Annotated in this window: 10 protein-coding genes; 5 read left to right on the plus strand and 5 right to left on the minus strand. The window is 62.3% G+C overall.

Features of this window, described 5'->3' with window-relative positions; translation table 11 throughout:
• Positions 1–6: 6 nt before the first annotated feature.
• The 5 genes from KF691_16020 to KF691_16040 all read right to left on the minus strand — a co-directional run bounded on the left by KF691_16020 (position 7) and on the right by KF691_16040 (position 5601).
• Positions 7–1383 carry a branched-chain amino acid ABC transporter permease gene (locus KF691_16020; GenBank protein MBX3390957.1) on the minus strand — a complete coding sequence of 459 codons (1377 nt, stop codon included), beginning with the start codon at positions 1381–1383 and terminating at the stop codon, positions 7–9.
• A gap of 95 nt (positions 1384–1478) precedes the next feature.
• A complete protein-coding gene (locus KF691_16025; GenBank protein MBX3390958.1) occupies positions 1479–2414 on the minus strand; it encodes a branched-chain amino acid ABC transporter permease in 936 nt (311 codons plus the stop codon).
• Positions 2415–2492: 78 nt separating this feature from the next.
• Positions 2493–3755, minus strand: coding sequence for a glycosyltransferase family 2 protein (locus KF691_16030; protein MBX3390959.1), 1263 nt, complete (start codon positions 3753–3755; stop codon positions 2493–2495).
• 21 nt (positions 3756–3776) lie between these two features.
• Entirely contained in the window at positions 3777–4298 is a 522-nt protein-coding gene (locus KF691_16035) for a dTDP-4-dehydrorhamnose 3,5-epimerase family protein (GenBank protein ID MBX3390960.1), read from the minus strand.
• Positions 4299–4407: 109 nt separating this feature from the next.
• Complete coding sequence (locus tag KF691_16040) at positions 4408–5601, minus strand: ABC transporter substrate-binding protein (GenBank protein MBX3390961.1); 1194 nt, start codon at positions 5599–5601, stop codon at positions 4408–4410.
• Between the two features lie 231 nt (positions 5602–5832).
• Here KF691_16040 and KF691_16045 point away from each other — a divergent pair, with 231 nt between their 5' ends.
• The 5 genes from KF691_16045 (at position 5833) to KF691_16065 (ending at position 18137) form a co-directional block, all read left to right on the plus strand.
• Positions 5833–9117: a hypothetical protein gene (locus KF691_16045; protein MBX3390962.1), complete on the plus strand. Its 3285-nt coding sequence runs from the start codon at positions 5833–5835 to the stop codon at positions 9115–9117.
• Positions 9118–9203: 86 nt separating this feature from the next.
• The gene (locus KF691_16050; GenBank protein ID MBX3390963.1) at positions 9204–10472 is read left to right on the plus strand and encodes a hypothetical protein; all 1269 of its coding nucleotides are present in this window, start codon (positions 9204–9206) and stop codon (positions 10470–10472) included.
• Positions 10473–10742: 270 nt separating this feature from the next.
• Positions 10743–11441 (plus strand): hypothetical protein, encoded by a 699-nt coding sequence (locus KF691_16055; protein MBX3390964.1) that lies wholly within the window; start codon positions 10743–10745, stop codon positions 11439–11441.
• 385 nt (positions 11442–11826) lie between these two features.
• On the plus strand, positions 11827–14730 hold the full coding sequence (locus tag KF691_16060; GenBank protein MBX3390965.1) for a carbohydrate-binding protein: 2904 nt from the start codon (positions 11827–11829) through the stop codon (positions 14728–14730).
• Positions 14731–14888: 158 nt separating this feature from the next.
• Complete coding sequence (locus KF691_16065) at positions 14889–18137, plus strand: hypothetical protein (protein ID MBX3390966.1); 3249 nt, start codon at positions 14889–14891, stop codon at positions 18135–18137.
• Positions 18138–18141: the final 4 nt, after the last annotated feature.

The raw sequence follows: 18141 nt of genomic DNA on the forward strand, positions 1-18141 counted from the left end.
AAGCATTCATGCTTTCCTCCCGCCGGAGTCTGCGGAGCGCGACGAAAAGAAATCGCGGAGCGGGCGGTAGAGCGAGCCTTCCCATAGCTCCCGAACGCCGAGCAACCCCTGCGGACGCGTGATCATCATGATCACAAGCGCGAGCGCGTAGATGATCAGCCGATACTCGCCGAGATTGATGTCGAGCTTCTTCGCGAAGAAAGCCAGCGCGCTGAGCCCGGTGATCACAAGGCCGACGGAGATGATCACGCGGGGGAGAGCACGCCGATCGCGCCCGCTCTTGTCCGCGCTCTTTTCACGGCGCCCGGCCATCCCGAGCATCGCGAAGCCGAGGATGAGCATCGGTACACCCACGACGGCGAACTTCTGGAGTGTGTCCGGCGTGCGCAACAGTTCCGGCAGATAGGTCACGATCGCCGCGGCAATGGCGGCCCCTGATATCGAACCGAGCCCGCCGAGCACGACCATGATGATGATGTCGAAGCTTTTCTGGAAACCCGCATCAACAGGGCTGAGCGAGATCCCCAGCGTGTGCGCGTACAACCCGCCCGCGATGCCCGCGAAGAACGCCGCGATCACGAAGCCCCAGACTTTGTAATACGTGGTGCGGACGCCCATCGCTTCTGCCGCGATCTCGTCTTCGCGGATCGAAAGCATCGCGCGCCCGGTTGAGCTCATTTTCAAGCGGTACGCAAAGACCAGCGTGATCGCGACCGCCGCATAGACCCAGAAAAGACTCGTGTACTTGGGCACGTTGCCGAACCCGAGCGAACCTCCGACGCTGAGAGGGACTTTCCACGCCGGTGCCGCGGCAATCTCTTCCTTGCTCATCAATACCTGCGGCGTCTGCTGGATAAGAACACGCACGATCTCGCCGAAGCCGAGCGTGACGATCGCGAGGTAGTCGCCCCGCAGCCGAAGGCTCGGAAGTCCGACCGCCACGCCGAGGAGCGCCGCGACCAATCCGCCGACGATCAGCGAAATCAGGAAGAGAACCTCGCCGCCCGTGATCAACGGCGCACCGGCGGGGGCACCGTACAGGCCGCTGAGCATCCCCATCCGCGCGGCACCCGAACCGAAGATCGCGAACGAGCCGTAGTACGCGAGCGAACCGGCGACGTATCCGCCCACCGCCAGGAACCCGGCGTGGCCAATCGAGAATTGGCCGGTGAACCCATTCACAATCGTCAGCGAGACGGCGAGGATCACCGCAATTCCGATATTCAGGATCTGGGCGGACGAATAGGCATCGATGTTCGGCCGGACGAACATCTGCATCGCAACGCCGAGAACGAGCGCGAACAAAACGGGCCAGGCAATGCGCCACGCCGCACCGATCGGTGCGGGCTTGAAGTGAGCGGCTCTGTCTTGAAGCGAGGCCATGAATCGAATGAGTCCTGAGTCCTGTTGTCTTGTTGTCCTGAGTCCGTGAATCTTTCCGGCTGATCGCCGCCCGGCACATTCTGCCGGAGCTGCGCTTATACCTTCTCCACCGTCGCCTTCCCCAGAATGCCGCCCGGCCGGACGAGCAGAACGATGATCAGTGCCGCGAAGACGTACACGTCCTTCAGTGCGGGGTTGATGTACTGCTGACCGAACACTTCGAGCATGCCGATCGCGAGCCCGCCGAACATCGCCCCGCGCACGTTTCCGATCCCTCCCACCACCGCCGCGACAAACGCTTTCAGCCCGAGGAGCACCCAGCTCGTGTCGGCGGGCTGCTTGATCGACGTGAAACTGACCGCCCACAAAAATCCGCCCGCCGCGGCGAGCGCGGAACCAATGACAAACGTGATGCTGATGACCCGATCGACATTGATTCCCATAAGCCCGGCGGTGCGGACGTCAAAGCTCACCGCCCGCATCGCCTTTCCCAGCTTCGTGTGAAAGACGAGCCATTCGAGCGCGATCATGAGCACCACCGCAGTGCCGATCACGACAAAGTCGAGCATCCGCACCTGCATATTGCCGATCGAAAACCAGACGTTGTCGGAGAGAAGCGGCGGGATCGGCCGGGGACGCGTGCCGAACACGAACTGAAGCTGCCCGGTATTCTGCAAAAACAGCGAAACGCCGATCGCCGTGATCAGCACGTTCAGTTTCGGCGCGTTGCGCAGCGGCCGGTACGCCAGCCGCTCGATCGTGAATCCGATCAGGCCGCACGCGAGCATGGCGCACGAAAGCACGAACGGCCCGACCCACCAGGGCGCCGTCTGCCCCGTTTCCAGCCCGAGCGCTTTGACGATCGCTGTCGCGATGACAAGGCTGATCCACGCGCCCAGCACCACGATGTCGGAATGAGCGAAGTTGATGAACTTGAGAATGCCGTAGACCATCGTGTAGCCGAGCGCGATGAGCGCATACAGGCTCCCGATGGTCAGGCCGTCTTTCAGAGTTTGCAGCAGGGTGTCCACGCGAATCAGGGCCCGATTGGAGACGCACTCCGCCGGTTCGAATCGCGGCGAGTGCAGGGCGGAGAGTCTAGCCGACTCTCACGAACGACTGAAGGGCAGAAAGTCGACCCAGCCCACCGCAATCCCCCGCGGACGCCGGTCCGGATCCTGCGGGCGCGGAGTCGTTCGCGGCACGCCGATCTGGATCGACACTTCCCGGCCCGGAGGCGAGGGCTTGTCTGATCGAATCTGCAGAACATGCGTTCCGTCTTCGCGAGACGAAACGGCGCAGGCGACCGGTTCACCATTGAGCTCCACCCGCAACGCTCCGAGGATTTGCGGATCAACAACCCCGAGCACATGCACGCGGATGTCCGTTTCCGCCTGAAGCGAGATCGGAAAGCGCAGAGAAGAGATCGTGCTCGGGCCCGACCAGCGAAAAGTTTCTCGCCCGTCGCGCGTCTCGGGCGGGTACCACTCGAGCGACGCCGGCTGGTCGCCGAGCGTAAAGCGGCGTGCAACCCACAGGGGCTCGATCGCGGGCTTCTGGCTCGCCGCACCCTTGTAGATGCTCGTGCGCCTCATCGCGCCGGCCGTCGCCTCGCTCGCGTGCGGCATCCGAATCTCCACGTTCCGGTGGCTCACAAATGCACGGATCAGTTCGGTGAGTTCCTCACGCCGAAAGTCGACGCCGCTCTCGATCTTCTCGAGCATCGCGCGCTGCTCGGTCGTCTGCCTGTTTCCGTACGCATCGCGACGCCAGGCGGCATTGAACTTGAACACGGATAGCTCATCGGTCGAAGCAAACACGGCTCCGCTCTCGACCGCGCGCCGGACGAACTCGCAGTCCGCGGGCATTTGCACCGCCGCGGGATCGCGCCAGGGGCCCATCCGATCGACAAGCGCGCGCGAATGCATCATCGACGAAGGCACGACGAACTGGCCGGCGTCCATCGCGCCGTCTCGGAAAACGCCCGTGACCGAACGCACCCCGGTCTCCGGTGGTCCGTACATGATCGCCATGGCGCAGGCAAGGTCGGCTCTTTGCCTCTCCGCGGCACGCACCAGCGATTTGAGATGCGTCGGGTACCACAAATCATCGTGTCCCAGGTACGCGATGTATTCGCCGCTCGACGCGGCAATGCCGTCGTTGTTCGGTCCCCACTGCCCGCCGGAATTCTGCGCGCGGTTCATCCAGCGGAAACGGCTGTCGCCGACCTTGGCGACCACTTCCGCCGAATCGTCCGTGCAGGCATCTCCGACGACCAGCACCTCGTAGTCCTGATAGGTCTGGAGTTGCACCGAGCGCAGTGCACACGCGAGCGCTTCGCTCCAGTTGTACGTCGCAATGACAACACTCACCCGGGCCACTCGGCCTCCACACTACCAGCCGAGCCGGCTGTCGAATTTGTAGGGGATTTCGGGCGATTCGAAAGGCACGCGGAACTTGTCGGGCTTGGCGTGGTTGTACGGGCGCGATGGAAGGTTCACGAAAGTCGCCTCCGTCGTTCCGACGTTGTGCACCGCGTGCAGAACTTGCTTCGGGATCACGACCAGCCCGCGGTTGCGCTCTCCGAGCGTGAATTCGTTCACCATGCCGTGCGTCGGCGATTCCTTTCGCCGATCAAAGAGAACGACTTTGAGCGCGCCGGTCGCGACAAAGAGGCGATCAATCTGATCTTCGTGATACACCCAGCCCTTCACCTTCCCGGCGCGAACGACGGTGAGATAGCAATAGACCATCGCCTCGGGCGTGATTCCCCACGCCGGATCATAAATCTCGCAGAGCTCTCCCCGCTCGTCGGCGTGCGTCGTCGCGTAGCGAACAATCACACCGTCGATCAGCTTCTGGAGCCGCTTGCCTTCCTGTGTCACCGTCGCACTGTCGCGTTTTCCTTCGATCATCTCTGATTCCTCGTGACCGCGCTCCGCGCGAATCAACAGTTACACCCTCGACCGACCCGCGGCGCGCCCGGAAGACTCCGCCCGAAGTAGCTCCGCATTTCCGGTCTGCTTACGGCTCAATTCGCGCCCGGAAGACGGGCTTGCCCCCCTTCATCTCGACGATGACCGCCGGTTTCACGGCGTCGCGCTTCTCGTTGATCGAGATCGTACCCGTCACGCCCTTGAAGTTTTTCGTGCTCGCGATCGCGTCGCGGAGCTTGGATCCGTCGGTGCTGCCGGCGCGATGCATCGCATCAAAGAGCACCCGCGCCGCGTCGTAGCCCAGTGCCGCGAGCCCGTCGGGTGTCTCGCCGTTGAACTTTTCCTGGTACTTGGTCACGAACGTCTGGATTTCCGGAGTCGGCTGATCGGACGCGTAGTGATTCGAATAGAAACTGCCCTCGATCGCGGCGCCCCCGTTCTTCGCGAGATCGGCCGAATCCCATCCGTCGCCACCGAGCAGGGGCATCGTCATGCCGAGTTTGCGCGACTGGAGCGCGATGTTGGCAACGTCGGTGTAGTAACCCGGAATGAACAAAAGCTCCGCGCCAGTTTCGCGAATCTTGGTCAACAGCGGATTGAAGTTTGCCTCGCCCTTGGTGTACGCCTCGACCCCGACGATCTCCCCGCCCATTTGCTTGAAGTTCTTCTCGAACTCATCCTTGAGACCCACCGAATACGCCGACGCCTGATCGAAGAGGATCGCCGCCTTCTTCACTTTCAAATCCTGCGCCGCAAACTTCGCGCACGCAAACCCCTGGAACGGATCGATGAAGCAAACTCGGAAGATCATGTCTCCGACGGCTGTCACCTGCGGGTTCGTGCTGCTCGGGGTGATCATCGGCACGCCGAACTGCTGCGCGACCGGCGCGCCCGCGAGCGTCACGCTCGACGCGACTTCGCCCAGCACCGCCGCAACCTTGTCCGCCGTGATCAGCTTCGTGACGACAGTTCCCGCTTTCTCCGGCTTGCCTTCGGTGTCTTCCGATTTGAGTTCGACCTTGTGCTTGGTGCCGCCGATGTCGACGCCGCCCGCGGCATTGATCTCCGACACGGCGAGCCTGATGCCGTTGTCGGTCGAGAGTCCGAACGTTGCTTCGGGACCGGTGAGCGATCCATAGTGACCGATCGCGATGTCGTTTTTTGTCGTGCTCGTCGTGCTCCCGCTGTCACAGGCGGCCAGCGCCGCGAGTGCCAAACCGGCACCAAGAAGAATCGTGCGCGAGAGCGAGATCACCGGGGAAACACTGGCGAATGCTTGCATGATCGTGGATTCCGCAAAGTGTGAAGAAAACGGCTGTTTCATCGAGATCAGGTCAGAAGTCTATCGGACTTTCCGGCTCGGGCTCGGCTCCACCGGGCACGCTCCGAACAGTCCGTGGGAAAACCGCCGAGATTCCGCGCCGCGCGGCGCTTTTTCGTTGACCAGCCCCGGCGCATCCGCGATATTTGCCTTGGGCCCGCGTCTTGCGCCCCTTTGTCCGGAGCAGACCCGATGCGATCACCGAGTTTTGTTGGCGCGCTCTTCGCCGCGCTGATTTCTTGCCTCGCTCTCGCGCAGCCGTCGAGCGTGGAGCACGCCCCCGCCTCCCAGACGTTCGGTGAGCCTTCGGGCATCACGCAGCGCGAACCAGATGTGCCGCGTGAAGATGAAGCGGTCGAATTGTTCTTCCGCGTCAGTTTCCAGTTCACCTACGACAAGGTCTGCATCTACTACACGACCGACGGCTCGGAGCCATCGGGTGCTTTCGGCGCGCCGACCGGAACGACTCAGGTCCTGACGAACGACGCCGCAACGATCTCCTTCGTTCGCAACGAAACCAACGGCGGCACGCGCGACTGGTGGAAGGGAACGCTGCCCATCGCCACGCGCGCATACGCGAAGGCAATCAAGTACAAAGTCAGCGCGTGGAAACCGTTTGTCGGAAGCGAAGTCTTCGCCAATGGCGGCGCTTCGTATTCCTTCACGAACAAACTCGCGTGGCCCGGGCGCGGCGCCGGGAACGCGAATCCAGGCGAGGGATATCCGCCCGTCTCGTTCTTCAAGGAAGAAGCGATCATCGGCAACACGTTCTGCGCCGGGCAACTCGACCAGAATGGCACCTACTACGACTTCCACTTCCCGACCCCCGGCGGTGTGTACGGCGTCGGAACGCGGAACGAAGGCTACTCCGACGGCCCCGACACATTTCCGCCCGGTCTTCCCGTCGGTTGGCGCGGCCAGATGCATCTCAATCAGGCGATGATCGGCCTGCGCGTGGATGGCCTCACGCACTGGGTGAGCAACCCCGCGGGCGTCTCGTACGACAATGTCGCGCAGTCGTACTCGTCCGACGACACCAACTCGGTCACAACGAGCCAGCATCTCTTCGCCGGCGGCAACAACATCACCATCACGCAGCACGACTTTGCGCCTTACGGCGTGACGTTTCCCACCGATCTCAACGGGAATCCGCAGCGTCACATCGCACTGAAACGCGTGCTGCTCCGGAACGACGGCGCGAGCGCAAAGACGATGAATGTTTACTTCTACATGGATCCGGCTCTGAACGGGGGCGACAACTACGACTTCATGTTCTTCGATGCCGCGCGCGGGACCATGTGCGCCTACGACAAGACCTACCGCATTGTCACCGGAACCGGCACGGGATTCAGTGATCCCAACGAATACAACCCGACGACCTCCGGCGGCTACGAGAAGAACAACGCGCTCTATCTCGCGGCATCCATGAAATCGACGTCTTCGCCCGGCGCCTCCGGTGGCACGCTCGCGACCGAATCGTGGCGCGACACCTCCGCCGACAACGGACAGGGTTGGCTCGGCATGCAATTGGTGCTCAACCCGGGCGCGACACAGGAAGTCGACATCATGCTCGCGGGCGCGCACGAGCGACCGATTCCCGGCACCGATCAGATCTACGACCGACAGCTCGTGCCCGTGCTCGATTGGTTCGCGGGCACCTCGGTCGCGGCCCGCGAAACCGAGACCGACAGTGCCTGGCAAGCCTGGCTCGAACTCGGGACGACCGTTTCCACACCCGATGCCGCGTACAACAGGCTGCTCAAGCGCGGCCTGCTCGCGACCGTCCTGCACTGCGACGGATTCAACGGAGGCGTGATCGCCGGATTCCACAACGGCGCGTATCCGTATGTCTGGCCTCGCGACGCGGTGTATGCCGCGATCACGATGGCGCGGACGGGCCACCTCGCCGAATCGTTCAATGTCTACAAGTGGATGCGCGATACGTGCTACCGCGACTTTGAGACCTGGAACGCGGGGAACACGCCAGCCGGAAACTACATCGGAACGACCCCGTTCTACGGAACGCGCAAGGGATACTGGAAACAAAAATACAGCACCGACGGCTACGTGATCTGGGGCGCGCCGCAGATCGACGAGACCGCCGTGCTCCCGTGGGGTCTCTACTACCACTACATGATGAACGCCGACGCCGGACTTCTCGGCACGTTCGTCGATCAGATCCGCGACGCCGTCTATTCGTCCACGCAAACATCCACCGTTGACAGCACGCGTCTGCACGTCGCGTTCGGCCTCATGTATTCCAATAACGTGTGGGAAGATTCGTACGACACGTTCATCTACAGCAACGCGAACGTGATCCGCGGGCTGCAGGATGCCGCCAAATCGTTCAACGTGCTCGGGCTTTCCGCCGAAGCGTCGGATGCGCTCGACAAGGCAAGCGCGATGAAGCCTTCGCTCGATGCCCGCCTCGACTGGAACGGAGAGAACACCGACATCAGCCAGCTCGGCATGGTCTATCCGTTCAACATCTACACGCCGACCGAGGCCCGCACCAATCTCGTCGTCGATCGCATCAACGGCGTCGCGCTCGACGCCTTCGGCAACAATCACCCGCTCGTCAACTTCAGCGGCCAGCACCAGGACACGATCAACCGCTACTGGGGCGACGGATACTGGAACGGCGGCCCCTGGTTCCTCTCGACGCTCTGGTACGGCCTTTTCTACGCCGAGCGCGCCGATTTCACCGCCGGCAAAGCCGACATCGATAATCACAAACACCGCGTCGATCTCATGATCGATCGGCTCGGGCCCGCGGGCTTCGGCGCCGAGCAGATCGCTTACGACAACTCGATTTCCTACCCCAACTTCGTTCTGCAGACCGCGTGGCCCAACGCATGGGAGAGCATGAGCACGCTCGTCGACAGCGTGATGGCGTTCCTCAACTACGCGCCGGATGCTCCGAATCAGAAAATGAACTTCAAGCCCAAGCTCCCCTCGGCGTGGAACACCATGACGTTCAACAACGTTGTGCTGGAACACCAGCCCAGCGGCAAGCACCACCAGGTGGACGTGACGGTTTCGGAGAACACCGCCCCGCTCAATGCCGCGGCGTACACCCAGTCGTTTCGCAACGACAGCGGATTCGCGCTGAGCATCGGAACGACGTTCCGCGTGCCCGCGAACAGCGCGGTCGCGGGAGTCTTCCGCAACGGCTCATCGATCGCATATTCCTACAACGCGGCGATCGGCGCGGTCTCGGTCGATTCGACGCTCGACACCGGCGCCGGTTCGGTCACCAATCTCGTGCTCTCGACCGGTTGTCCCGCGGACCTCAACGGCGACGGATTGGTTGAAGACAGCGACTTCGTGATCTTCGCGGCGTCGTACGACATCCTCGATTGCTCCGATGCATCCATGCCGGCGGGCTGTGCCGCGGACTTCAACTTCGATGGCTACGTCGATGATTCTGACTTCGTGATTTTCGCCGGTGCGTACGACACGCTTCTTTGCCCGTGATTCTCAGCGAGCGATTCGGTCGAAATCCCGGATTTTGCTTGCGGCATTAAACCATCTGCCGACAATGTCGAGAAGTCGGAGGTCCCATGCGTCCCCAACTTCTTGCAATCGCCACGATTCCCGTGCTCCTGACTTCTGTTGCGTTTGCCCAGCAGTACGCGCTCCGAATGCTCTATCCGTTGGGATCGCCGTACGACCAGACGTACGCGAGCGGCCTTGATGCGGACGGCTACACCGTCGGAGGTTCTTCTTCCTCCACAGGCGCGGTCCCGCAAATCGGAATCGTGCGGAGCGCGGACGGATTCCACCGCCAGATGGGTTCGCTCGCGCCGTGCCTGCCCTACGGCGGCAGCGGGCTCAACGACGTGAGCCCGGGCGGACGAATCGCGGGCAGCACTTCGTCTGTTTGTGGCGGCTATTCGCTCGCTGCTTCGGGCTCCGTCTTGGATCCATCCGGATATGTCACGTATCCCCCGCTCCCCGGTGGCGGTGACTGTGCCGCCTCTGGCGCAGCCGATGACTGCGTCGTCGGATGGAGCAACCGCACGACAGGTTGCGGAGGTTTTCTGTGCATCCAGACAACCGCACGCGCGATGAAGTGGTATTCCGACGCCACGGCGGTCGAGCTTCCGATCTCCAACTTCGTGGTCGCGATCGCAAACGGCGTCAACGGCTCGGGTGTCGTGGTCGGTCGGGCGTACACCGCCGAGAATTCCGACAGCGCCGTCGCGGTCCGCTGGGACACCGATGCTTCACTTCCAGTCACGCTCCCGGCGCTCGACGGAACCTATGGCGACGCCTTGAAAATCTCGGATGCCGGTGTCGTTGTCGGTCAATCCGCACTCGGCGCGGAGCGTCACGCGACACGATGGGTCGGCACGACGGCGCAGGATCTCGGTGCGCTCCCGGGCCACACCTTCGGCATCGCGTACGACATCGACGATTCGCGTGGAATCGTCGGATATTCCAAGCTCGACGCCGATTCGACCGAATCAACCGCCGTGCTCTGGCGTGACGGACAGATCATCGACCTCAACTCACTCGTCTCACACGCGGGAGGCGTTGTGCTGACGAGCGCCAACGGAATCAATTCGAGAGGTTGGATCGCCGCGAACGGAATTGTTGATGGGAAGCTGCGAGGATTTGTCCTCACACCTTGCCCGGCCGACCTCAACAACGACGGGTTCGTCGAAGACGCCGACTTCTCCATCTTCATTGTTGCCTACAACATTCTCGACTGCGCAGATCCCGCAATGCCCGCGGGCTGCCCGGCCGACTTGAACAACGACAATTTGGTGGATGACGCCGACTTCGTCGTCTTCGTTGCCGCGTACAACGCGCTGCTCTGCCCATGAGAGCGTTCTCCGGCAGCGGGTTGACAAGGTCGGTATCCTGCCGGAGTAGTCCGCCCAGGGGGAACACATGCGAAGCAACTCGATTACGACCTTTTCGGTCACGCTCGGATTGACAGGAATTTCCTCGCTCGCATTCGGCGTCAACATCCCGATCGTGAATGGTGGTTTCGAAATTCCAGCGCTAGCAGGCTGTTGAAATTCTGATTGTGCCTACTGCGCCGACGCATTGCAGACAACTTTCTGGCCCTCAGACCCGGGTCGCGAGGGTAGATGGCGGTTCGAAATTGCGACTGGTTGGAGTTTTTCAACAGCCTGCTCGCGCCCGGTCAGTACACAATCAACAGCGTCCCCCACTGGATTCCCGCTTCGCCCGACCAGCAGATGGGCGTCTGGAATCAACTTTCGGGCTCGCCTTATGTCGCCGGTCAGTACGAAGGCGCTCAGATCGGCTACCTGACAACCGGCATGCTGGAGAAACGCCCACCAGCGACCGTCAAGGGCCAGAGCGACTGGGTGCTCCGCTGGCGCGCTGGAAACCGGCCCGGCTTCACCGGCGGACTCCGCGTTCGCTTCTATGCAGGCAACCAGCTCTTGGCCGAACACGTCGAGTCCGGCGCAACCATTCCCGCCGCGGGAATGTTCGCCGAGAGATCGCTGCCCTTCACGATTCCTGCGGGCAGCCCCGCGATCGGATACCAGGTGCGGTTCACGATCGAAGTCGGATTCGGCTTCCAGGCCAACTTCGACGACTTCAGGCGCGAATCCACCGACCCCGGCCCGGGCTGTACCGCCGACTTGAACTTCGACAACGCGGTCACCGACGAAGATTTCCAATTCTTCGTCGAGCGCTACAACGAACTGATCGCACGCCCCGACGGCGGCGGCGACCTGAACTTTGATTTCCTCGTCGATGACTCGGACTTCCAGCTCTTTGTGGTCCAGTACAACACCCTCGAATGCCCGGAGTAACTCCGCGATTCGAAATGCGCATCACGACCGCAAAGGCAGTGCGCTTCGCCGTTCCGGATAACACATTCCCGCCTCCGTTTTCTCCGGCGCGCTCGGCATTTTCCCCGTCGCGGACCCATGTAACGCACACGCTTGCGATGAAACTGCACGACTTCGGCGAATTACCCGCGAGACTCCTTGCGGTTCGTCACCGATTGTGCAACCTTGAATAGATGAGTTCATCGTCCGGTGCGCAACAGCGCAAGGTCCGAAGAACATTTCTCCATTTGCTCACGCCGATGCACGCACTCGCGCCCATCGGCGTTTTTCTTTTTGATTCGGAACGATGATTGTCTTCGCGACCTTCGTCGCGATCGAACAGCCCGGTGGGTAAGGAATCTCGAAAATGCTTCGCCCCAGTTTCGTCATCGCACTGTCACTTGCTTCGCCGCTCTCGCTCGCTCAACCGATCACCCCCGCGGGTTCGGGTAGCTACTACGACGGCGTTCCGTCCGGCTACGCGGTACCGACCAACGGCGACGGCGCGCCCTGCCTGCCCCGCCTCGCTCCGGGCTTCACCGGTCCGGTCCCCACCAACGAATGGTGGTCGAGCCTCGTCTATCCGCGCCACGGGGGTGACAACTGGGGGCAGAACATGCACCCCCACCCGCTCTCGGCCAGGCCCGCCTCCGACGGCATGCGCATCGGCTACGTCCCCTCGGCCTCCGTCGCTTCCAATTTCTATTCGTATGACTTCAGCGGCTCGCGCGTCGCGCTCGCACTCTCGGTCGACGGGCTCGACTCGCCCGATTGCCGCCTCGCTGCTGCGGGAGACTGGACCGTCACCGCCCGCTTCGCCGACGCGACCCGCTCGCTCGAAGTCACCATGGGCCACGGCATGCCCTTCGCCTATTGCAAAGTCACGGGCGGCAACGCCCGCGTGATCTTCCGCACGAGCACCACCGTCTTCGCCAATCGGGGCAACATCATCGGCATCACCGCGGGTGGCGTTTCGTACGCGCTCTGTGCGCCAGCCGGCGCCGCCTGGACCATTTCAGGCTCGGGCGCGATCTCCAGCCTCGCCGGCAAGGATTACTACTCGGTCGCCGTCCTGCCCGACGCCAGCACCGCTTCGCTCGACCTCGCGGAGCAGCACGCCTTCGTCTTCATCACCGGCAGCGAAGTCTCCTGGAACTACAACCAAGCGACTTCGGCCATCGACACAACGTTTGTTTTCCAGACGGAGGTCAAGGAAGGCGCCCAAACGCAGCCCCTGATCGCGCTCTACCGCCACCAGTGGATCAACAGCGCCCAGCCGACCGTCGGCGGCACGTTCAACACCTCCCGAGGCAGCATGAAGCAGGCCGCGGCCTCGTCCTTTGTCTGCTCGTTCCCCTATCGCGGAATCCTGCCCCGCCTGCCCCTCGCAACCGGCCTGAACCAGACGCAGCTCTACAGCCTTGTCAATCAGGCCTATCAGGCGACAAGCCTCAACACCGCGGGCGACACCTATTACAGCGGCAAGTCGTACGGGCGCGTCGCGCAGCTCCTCTACATCGCCGACGCGGTCGGCCACACCGCTGCCAAGACGCGCTTCCTCGATTTTCTCAAGGCCGAACTCGCGGACTGGTTCACCGCCGGCGTCACCAGCAATCCGAACAACAGCAGCGCGTTCAACCCAATCCAGGCCGAAGACTTCACGGACGGCTCGGGCGTCGCCGTCGGCGACATCGAAGGCGGGAAAGCGCTCATCGACATGAGCGGCACCGACTGGTTCAAGCTCTCCGCCGTCGATTTCGGATCCGGCGATCCCAACGGGATGACCATCCGCTACGCCTCCGACATCCCCGGCAGCGGGCTCCTTCAAGTCCGCGTCGATGCGATCGATGGACCGCTGCTCTCCGATGCCGGAATCGGCAACACCGGCGGCATCAACGCCTGGACCACGATCAACCTCAATGTCCAGGGCGCGGGCGTCAGCGCACTGGCGGCCAACAACCGCGTCCACGACCTCTACATCTCCTGCAACACGCCTTATCCGGGCGAGCTCATCCGCATCGATTGGCTCAAGTTCAACCTCGCCGGCAGCAGCGGTGGCAGCGATTCCCGCAATTTTTATTACCACTCTGCGTGGTCCACGCTCCTCGGAAACCCCGGCTCGTTCAACCTCGCGCAGGAAATGAACGACCACAACTTCCACTACGGCTACTTCATCATGGCCGCCGCGGCGATCGCGCAGTTCGATCCCGCATGGGCATCCGCCTACGGCCCGATGGTCGAAATGCTCATCCGCGACGCGAGCAACTGGGAACGCGCCGACACCCGCTTTCCGTTCCTCCGCGGGTTCGATCCATACGCGAGCCACTCATGGGCCTCGGGCCATGCCGCATTCGCCGCGGGCAACAACCAGGAATCGTCGTCCGAGTCGATGAACTTCGCCGCCGCCGTCGCCCTCTGGGGCGCCGCGACCGGCAACACCGCCATCCGCGACATGGGCATGTTCCTGCACGCCGCGGAAGAGGCCGCGATCCAGCAGTACTGGTTCAACGCCGACGACGCCGCGATGCCCCCGTCTTTCACCAAGCCCATCGCCGGCATCGTCTGGGGCGATGGTGTCGCATACGGCACGTGGTGGACCGGCGACCCCGCGCAGATCCACGGCATCAACTTCCTGCCCGTCACGCCCGCGTCGCTCTACCTCGGCCACCATCGCCAGGGAATGCTCGACAACTGGAGCCTGCTGATGGCACAGACGAACAACAACCCCTCGTCGTGGCACAGCATCCTCTGGTCCGCGCTTGCGACGGCGAACCCGACGCAGGCCGCGAACCTGGCGAACGGCAATCCGAACTTCCCGCTCGAAGACGGCGACTCCCGCGCCCGCGCGTACCAGTGGATCCACACACTCAATATCTACGGCGCGGTCGACGCCTCGATCTCCGCCGACGTCCCCCACTACGCGGTCTTCGAAAAGAGCGGCATCCGAACGTACGTCGCGTGGAACCCCGGCGATCACACCATCGGCGTGCACTTCAGCGACGGCTTCGTTCTCTGCGTTCCTTCCGGCGCCACCGCAGTGGGGAAAACCGGCGACGCTCCAGGGGTCTGCGGGTGTTCCGGCGACCTAAACGACGACAATCTAGTCGACGATGCCGATTTCGTCGTTTTTGCCGCCGCCTATAACCTGCTCGATTGCGCCGACCCCGAGATGCCCGCCGGCTGCCCGGCCGACCTGAATACCGATTCGCAGGTCGACGACGCCGATTTCGTCATGTTTGTGGCGGCATACAACTTACTGATTTGCCCATGATCCTCGAATTCCGAGCCCGGTCTCGCCATTTTGCGCGGATTGATGTGCCAGATTTCACTTGGAATTCTGCCTCCCGCCTACTAGTTTGAGTGCGCGTGCGGTGCGGTTGGTGGAGGGACACCGATCGTCATTTCCGCCATTCTTTGCGGGAAGTGGCCATGCCTTCAAAATTAGCTTTTGTGTCGCCTCTGGCGCTGGTGCTCTGCGCGGGTTCTTGCTTGGGCCAGGTTGTGACCTGGGATGGAGCTGCCGGACCGAATTGGTTCGATTTCTTCCAGAGCGGCAACTGCCCCAACACCCAATTGCAGTACTTCAACGGCTTCGGCCAGGTCGGGTGCGGCGGCCCGATCTTCCCCGGCGGATCGAACTTCGTGGTGGTGAACATCGCCGCAGGACCCAACATCAACGGCGACGTCACGGTCAGCGGCATTTCGAACGGCGGAAGCAGTACCACGACATGGTCCGGCGGGAACGTGAATTTCGGCAACGGCGTCGGCCAGGGTCTCTCGAACTCGGGAACCTTTCTTCTCAATCCAGGTGGCGATCGGAGCGTCTTCTCCAGCGTCATCGACAACACGGGCACGTTCGAGCACGCCTATCCCGGAACTCTTTACTTCCAGACACTGGCGTTCAACAACACCGGCTTGACCACCTGGCACGGGGGAACCTGGCTCAACTACACGGGAACGAATTCCGTCAGTAACTCCGGAGAGATCGACAAGGTATCGGCCGACCCCTTCACAAACACCGTCGCGATGCAGCAGAACGGCGTGCTGGATGTGCAGGCGGGCACTCTGAATCTGCAGAGCAACAACTTCACCTTTGGAAACGCATCGTCCACGATCGTCCGCACCGGCGCGACCCTGAGCCTGCAGAGCCTCTCGTCTTCGGGCAAGCTCAACGGTTCGGTCGTGAATACCGGGGTACTCCGACTCAGCGGCGATCTGGCCCAATCGGGCAACCTGACCACCAACGTGTTCGGCGGGAACGGCTTCTCCTGGGTGTCGGGCAACTGGAACGCCGCGGGCAACACGCTCACCAACACCGGCCTTTTCACCCTGTCTAGCCCCGGCGATTGCAGCTTCTATAGCGGCACGCTCGTCAACTCCAACGCATTCGTCGCTACCGCGCCCTCCACCCTCTACTTCCAGACGCTCGCGTTCGTGAACAACAGCAATCTGCAGCTCTACCGGGGCTCGTGGGTCAACTACACCGGCACAAACTCGTTGACCAACAACGGCACAATGACCAAGTTCGGCCCCGACACGTTCTACACCAGCGTCCCCGCAACGCTCGCCGGAACCGTCGCGATCAACCAAGGCGCCGTCCAGTTCAACGGAACGACCGTGAATTTCCAGAATCCCACCACCACACTGGGGGCGGGCACCCTGCTTTCTTTCTCAAACTCCACGATCCAGGGAACATTCGGGCCCTCGCTCGGCTCCGGCGCCGCGGTCGAGATGGTCACAAACACCTATCAATCCGGCAATCTGACGGTGAACGCATCCGGATCGACAGGCTTCTCCTGGCCCTCAGGCGACTGGCAGAGCAACGGCTTTGTTCTCACGAATCAGGGCCTCTTTTCGATCCTGCAGATCGGCGACCGCAGCCTCTATTTCTCGACTTTCAACAACAGCGGCACTCTTTTATACAACACCCAGAGCATCCTCTACTTCCAGACCGCCGCGTACTCCAACACCGGCACGACCGAATGGCGCAACGGCACCTGGTACAACTACACCGGCACAAATTCGCTGGCGAGTTCCGGCACGCTCAAGAAGACGACCGCCGACCAGTTCAACCTGAACGTCCCTTCCACGATCTCCGGCCCCCTGCAGGTGCAGGCCGGAACACTCCGCTGCTTCGGCGCGCCCCTGAATTTCACTCCGTCTTCCAGCGTGACCGTCTCGTCCGGCGCAACGCTGGCGATCGAAAACTGCACGCTCCAGGGCAAGCTCTCGGCGTCCGCCAGCGGCGGATCCGCCGTCATGTACGGAGGCACATTCCTCTCGGCGCCCTTCACGAGCAACGTCTCCGGCGCACCCGGCCTGAATTACGCGGGAGGCGAACTCTCGCTCAATGCCAACACCTTTACCAATACCAATCTCTTCACGCTCTCCGCCGACACCGACCGCAGCATCTACGCCGGCGCTTTCGCCAATTTCGGTACGTTCGATGCTTCTTCCGCCGGCACCCTCTATTTCCAGACGCTCGCGTTCTCCAACTCCGGCACGCTCCGCCTCCACAAGGGCACGTGGCACAACTACACCGGGACAAATTCGCTCGCGAACTCCGGGACGATGGAAAAAATCGATGCCACGTCATGGACCTGCTCGGTACCGTTTGCGCAATCGGGTGTGTTCCACGTAAAAGCCGGATCGGCCACCTTCCAGAACGCGACCATCATGCCCAGCGGCGCATCGTTCACGGACACGCTCTTCGGCTCCTCGCTGGTTTTCAATAGCTGCTCGTTCAAGGGCAATTTCCCGGGCGCTTCCGGCGGCCCCGGTTCCATCGCGATGAACACGTTCGGGCTCTCCGATGACTTCACATCCAACATCGCCGGCGACGGATTTCTCTGGGCTTCCGGCGAAGGCAGCTTCAACGACCGCACGCTCACCAACGCCGGCATCTTCTCGATCGCCAGCGGCGATCGGAGCGCCTACTCCGGCACGCTCCTCAACTCCGGCACGCTCAATCTCGCCGTCAGCACCTTTTACTTCCAAGCCTTCACGCTCAATAACCAGGGCGCCGCCAACTGGTCCAGCGGCACATTCGTGAACTACACCGGCTCCAACTCCATCATCAACACGGGTACGTTCGCAAAGACCGGCCCCGCGACCGTTTCCTCCTCGGTTCCGATCGCCAACAGCGGCGTCTTCGCACTCGACGCCGGCGTTGCCAACGTCTCGACCTTCACCCAGAACCCCGGCGCCACCATCCGCACCACGATCTCGAGCGCTTCCGACGCGGGACGCCTCAACATCTCCACTCCCGTTGCACTCCAAGGCAATCTCGCCGTCTACTTCGATCCATTCTTCGCCCCTTCCGTGGGTCAAAGCTGGACCGTGCTCACCTCTCCGACCCTCAACGGAACCTTTACCAACATCGTGCCGGTCGCGTTTCCCGCCGGCCGCCAGATTGCAGTCACCTACGTCCCCATCGGCGCTCCGACCCAGGTCGTCATCACGGTGCTCGCGTCGGGCTGCGTCGCCGACTTCAATCACGACGGTGTGGTGGACGACGCCGACTTCGTAATCTTCGTTCCCGCGTACAACATCCTCGATTGCAACGATCCGTCCATGCCCGCCGGATGCCCCGCCGACCTCAACGGCGACGGCTTCGTGGACGACACAGACTTCCAGCTCTTCGTCTACGCGTACGACATCCTGCTCTGCCCGGAATGAAGCA

Source organism: Phycisphaeraceae bacterium (genome assembly GCA_019636555.1).
In the GTDB taxonomy this organism is placed as follows: domain Bacteria; phylum Planctomycetota; class Phycisphaerae; order Phycisphaerales; family UBA1924; genus JAFEBO01.

Bases quoted from the DNA above. Each gene is read 5' to 3' on its own strand.
- KF691_16020 (MBX3390957.1), bottom strand. From the start codon at position 1,383: ATGGCCTCGCTTCAAGACAGAGCCGCTCACTTCAAGCCCGCACCGATC.
- KF691_16035 (MBX3390960.1), bottom strand. From the start codon at position 4,298: ATGATCGAAGGAAAACGCGACAGTGCGACGGTGACACAGGAAGGCAAG.
- KF691_16040 (MBX3390961.1), bottom strand. From the start codon at position 5,601: ATGCAAGCATTCGCCAGTGTTTCCCCGGTGATCTCGCTCTCGCGCACG.
- KF691_16045 (MBX3390962.1), top strand. From the start codon at position 5,833: ATGCGATCACCGAGTTTTGTTGGCGCGCTCTTCGCCGCGCTGATTTCT.
- KF691_16050 (MBX3390963.1), top strand. From the start codon at position 9,204: ATGCGTCCCCAACTTCTTGCAATCGCCACGATTCCCGTGCTCCTGACT.
- KF691_16055 (MBX3390964.1), top strand. From the start codon at position 10,743: ATGGCGGTTCGAAATTGCGACTGGTTGGAGTTTTTCAACAGCCTGCTC.
- KF691_16060 (MBX3390965.1), top strand. From the start codon at position 11,827: ATGCTTCGCCCCAGTTTCGTCATCGCACTGTCACTTGCTTCGCCGCTC.
- KF691_16065 (MBX3390966.1), top strand. From the start codon at position 14,889: ATGCCTTCAAAATTAGCTTTTGTGTCGCCTCTGGCGCTGGTGCTCTGC.